Source organism: bacterium, assembly GCA_018814885.1.
In the GTDB taxonomy this organism is placed as follows: Bacteria; Krumholzibacteriota; Krumholzibacteriia; order LZORAL124-64-63; family LZORAL124-64-63; genus JAHIYU01.
In genome coordinates, this window is record JAHIYU010000128.1 from 1 (window position 1) to 4,106 (window position 4,106).

Genomic DNA, 4,106 nt, shown 5'->3' on the forward strand with positions numbered 1-4,106 from the left:
CGCCGCCTCCGGTGACGATGCGCCCGCCCGCGCCGGTGAGGCCGCGGCGGCCGAACTCGATTTCGGCGACGACGTGCGCGCTTCGGCCGACTACCGCCGCGCGCTCTGCCGCGCGCTGGTCGCGCGCGCCGTGGGGGAGGTGCTGTCGTGAGGATCCGCTTCGAACTCAACGGCCAGGCAGCGATCTGGGAGGTCGGCGCCGGCGAGACACTGCTCGAGGCCCTGAGGCGCCACGAGATCACGAGCGTGAAGTACGGTTGCGACACCGCGTCCTGCGGAACCTGCACCGTCCTGCTGGACGGCAAGCCCGTACCCTCGTGCGCGGTGCCGGCCGGACGCGTGGACGGCCACGCCGTGCTCACCGTGGAAGGCGTGCCCGAGGAGGCGCGCCGCCTCGGCGAGGCGATGGCCAGGGAGGGGGCCGACCAGTGCGGCTTCTGCGGTCCCGGGCTGGTGATGTCGGTCGTGGCCATGCGACGCGAACTGGAAGATCCGGACGACGAGGCGATCAACGTCTACCTCGCCGGCAATCTCTGCCGCTGCTCCGGCTACACGAGCCAGACCCGGGCCATCCGCAGCTACCTGGAGGGAACGTCGTGAGCGAGATCGGCCGCAACCTCCCCAAGATCGACGGCGTGGGTCTGGTCATGGGACGGCCGGCCTTCACGGACGACCTGGCGCCCCGCGACGCGTTGATCGTCAAGGCCCTGCGCAGCCCCCACCCCTTCGCGCGCATCGCGTCGCTCGACACCGCCGCCGCCGAGGCCCTGCCCGGCGTGGCCTGCGTGCTGACCTGGCGCGACGTGCCGCGCGTGGCGGTCACGCGGGCGGGACAGGGGCACCCCGAGCCGTCGCCGCGCGACCGCTTCATCCTGGACGAGTTCGTGCGGCACGTGGGGGACGAGGTGGCGGTCGCGGCCGCCGCGACCGCGGCCCAGGCGGACGCCGCTCTGGCCGCGATCGAGGTGACGTACGAGCCGCTCGAGCCGGTCCTCGATTTCGAGTCGGCCGAGGGCCACGCCTCGGTGCTGCATCCGGAGCCGGAAGCCCACGAGAACTTTCCCATCGGCTTCGATCCCGCCCGCAACGTGGCCAGCGCCTACGCCATGCACGTCGAAGACGTGGACGCGATCGTGGCCGATGCCGAGGTCGTGCTGCGGCGCACCTACCGCACACAGGCCCAGCAGCACGTGGCCCTGGAGACGATGGCCTGCGCCACCTGGCTCGATCTGCACGGCCGGCTGAACGTGATCTCGTCCACGCAGACGCCCTGGCACGTCAGGCGCATCATGGCCCGGGCCCTGGACATGCCGGTCCGCGACATCCGCGTCAACAAGCCGCGCATCGGCGGCGGCTTCGGCGGCAAGCAGATGATCCACGGCGAGCTGCTCTGCGGCCTGGCGACCCTGCGCACCGGGCGTCCGGTCAAGATGGTCTACACGCGGCGCGAGGTCTTCGAGGCCACCAACACGCGCCATCCCATGCGTCTCGACATGACGATCGCCGCCCGTCGCGACGGGCGGCTGAGGGCGATCGACATGGCGGTGCTGTCGGATACCGGCGCCTACGGCGAGCATGCCCTGACGGTCTTCATGGTCGCCGGCGCCAAGACGCTGCCCCTGTACAACAAGGTCGAGGCGGTGCGCTTCGGCGGGAAGACGGTCTACACCAATCACGCCCCGGGAGGCGCCTTCCGCGGCTACGGGGCCGTCCAGGGCAACTTCGCCCTGGAGTCGGCGCTGTCCGAGCTGGCGGCGGAGCTGGGGATCGACCCCGTCCGCCTGCGCGAGATGAACATGATCGCCGAGGGGGAGACCTCGCCCATCTTCGCCATCATGGGCGAGGGGACAGAGGGCGTGGCCCAGACCATCGAGAGCTGCAAGCTGCCCGCGTGCATCGCGCGCGGCAAGGAGCTGATCGGCTGGGACGACAAGTTCCCCCGGCGCGTGGTCGGGCCGGACCGGGTGCGCGGCGTGGGCATGGCGCTGGCCATGCAGGGCTCGGGCATCCCGGGCATCGACATGGCCTCGGCCACGCTCAAGCTGAACGACTTCGGTTCGTTCAACCTGCTGATCGGCGCCACCGACCTGGGCACCGGCAGCGACACCGTCCTGGCCCAGATCGCCGCGGAGACGCTGGGCGTGGACTCGAACAGGATCATCGTCTACTCGTCCGACACCGACCGCACCCCCTTCGACACCGGCGCCTACGCTTCGAGCACCACCTACGTCTCAGGTCACGCCGTGCGCGAGACGGCGCTGAAGATGAGGGCGGCGCTGGTCGAGGCAGGCGCCCGGTCGCTGGGCTGCGAATCCGCCGACGCCGATTTCGACGGCGAGGCCGTGCACGGTCCGGACGGACGGATCACCCTCGACGACCTGTCCACCCGGCTGCTCTACAGCGAGCATCAGAAGCAGCTTTGCGTGACCGGCAGCCATCTCTGCGAGAAATCGCCGCCGCCCTACATGGCGGGCTTCGCCGAGGTGGAGGTGGACACCGCCACCGGCAAGGTCGATCTGATCGACTGCGTGGCGGTGGTGGACTGCGGACAGGCCATCAACCCCAACCTCGCGAAGGTGCAGGTGGAGGGCGGCCTGGCCCAGGGCGTCGGCCTGGCGCTGACCGAGGACGTGCGCTACGGCAAGCGCGGCAACCTGCTGACCAACACCCTGATGACCTACAAGATCCCCTCGCGCCAGGACCTGCCGAGCCTGCGCGTGGAGCTGGTCGAGAGCCACGAGCCCAGCGGTCCCTACGGCGCCAAGTCCGTGGGCGAGATCGGCATCGATACGCCGCCGGCGGCCATCGCCGACGCCGTCTTCAATGCCGTCGGCGTGAGGGTGCGCGACCTGCCCATCACCCCCGAGAAGGTGCTGGCGGCCCTGGCGGCGGCCCGCGAGGCGGGGTGATCTCTTCGTGAACGACATGGGCAGCGTGGGACATCCCCTGGAAAGACGCGACGCCTGGGACAAGGTGACCGGCCGCACGCGCTTCATCGCCGATCTGCCGCAGCCCGGCGCCTGGCACGGCGCGGCCCTGCGCTCGCCCGTGGCGCGCGGCCGACTGCGCGGCATCGCGCGCGATCCCGACTTCGACTGGTCGCGCGTCACCGTGATCACCGCCGCCGACCTGCCCGGTCCCAACGTCGTGGCCATGGTGCGCGAGGACCTGCCGCTGCTGGCTGACCCGGAGATCCAGTTCGCGACCCAGCCGCTGGCGCTGGTGGCCGCCCCCGACCGCGAGATCCTGGCCGGCGCGCTGGCGGCCCTGCACCCCGACATCGAGGCGCTGCCGCCGGTGCTGACGGTCGAGGCGGCGCTGGGCGGCGACACGATCGTCTGGGGCGAGGACAATCTCATCGCCGACTACCTGATCGAATGCGGCGATCTCGAAGCGGGGTTCGCGTCGGCCGAGCGGATCGTCGAGGGCGTCTACCGCACCGGCTACCAGGAGCACATCTACCTGGAGACCCAGGGCGTGATCGCCACGCCCCGCGCGGACGGCGGCGTGGAGATCCTCGGCTCGATGCAGTGCCCCTTCTACGTGCACAACGCCCTGGCCCGAGGTCTCGGCGTGGACCGCGACCGCGTCGTTGTGCGCCAGTCGCCCCCGGCGGCGCCTTCGGCGGTAAGGAGGACTATCCGTCGGTGATGGCCTTGCAGACGGCGGTGCTGGCCCTGCGCTGCGGCCATCCCGTGGCGATGATCTACGACCGGCACGAGGACATTGCCGTCACGACCAAGCGCCACCCGTCGGTGGTGCGCCACCGCACCGGCCTGCTGCGCGACGGCACGCTGGTCGCGGCGGACATCGACGTGATCATCGACGCCGGCGCCTTCGCCACCATGAGCCCCGTGGTGCTCTCGCGGGCCATCCTGCACGCGGCCGGGGCCTACCGCCTGCCGCACGCGCGCATCCGCGGCCGGGCGGTGGCCACCAACACGCCGCCCAACGGGGCGTTCCGCGGCTTCGGCGTGCCGCAATCGATCTTCGCCGCGGAGCGTCACCTGGACCGGGCGGCGCGCGAGCTCGGGCTGTCGCCGGTCGAGATCCGCCGGCGCAACCTGCTGCGTCCGGGCGACAGGTTCCCCTTCGGCCAGCGCCTC

Annotated in this window: 5 protein-coding genes; all 5 read left to right on the forward strand. The window is 71.5% G+C overall.

The window, feature by feature from the left end; all coding sequences use genetic code 11:
- Nucleotides 1-151 (forward strand): xanthine dehydrogenase family protein subunit M (locus KJ554_09105; protein ID MBU0742491.1); only part of this gene is annotated, 151 nt, incomplete at its 5' end.
- Complete coding sequence (locus KJ554_09110) at nucleotides 148-600, forward strand: 2Fe-2S iron-sulfur cluster binding domain-containing protein (protein ID MBU0742492.1); 453 nt, start codon at nucleotides 148-150, stop codon at nucleotides 598-600. The genes KJ554_09105 and KJ554_09110, both read left to right, overlap by 4 nt.
- Nucleotides 597-2,909: a molybdopterin-dependent oxidoreductase gene (locus KJ554_09115; protein ID MBU0742493.1), complete on the forward strand. Its 2,313-nt coding sequence runs from the start codon at nucleotides 597-599 to the stop codon at nucleotides 2,907-2,909. Before KJ554_09110 ends, KJ554_09115 begins: the two co-directional genes overlap by 4 nt.
- A 7-nt stretch (nucleotides 2,910-2,916) precedes the next feature.
- Nucleotides 2,917-3,651: a molybdopterin-dependent oxidoreductase gene (locus tag KJ554_09120; protein ID MBU0742494.1), complete on the forward strand. Its 735-nt coding sequence runs from the start codon at nucleotides 2,917-2,919 to the stop codon at nucleotides 3,649-3,651.
- The coding region (locus KJ554_09125) for a molybdopterin-dependent oxidoreductase (GenBank protein ID MBU0742495.1) at nucleotides 3,651-4,106 on the forward strand (456 nt) is incomplete at its 3' end. The genes KJ554_09120 and KJ554_09125, both read left to right, overlap by 1 nt.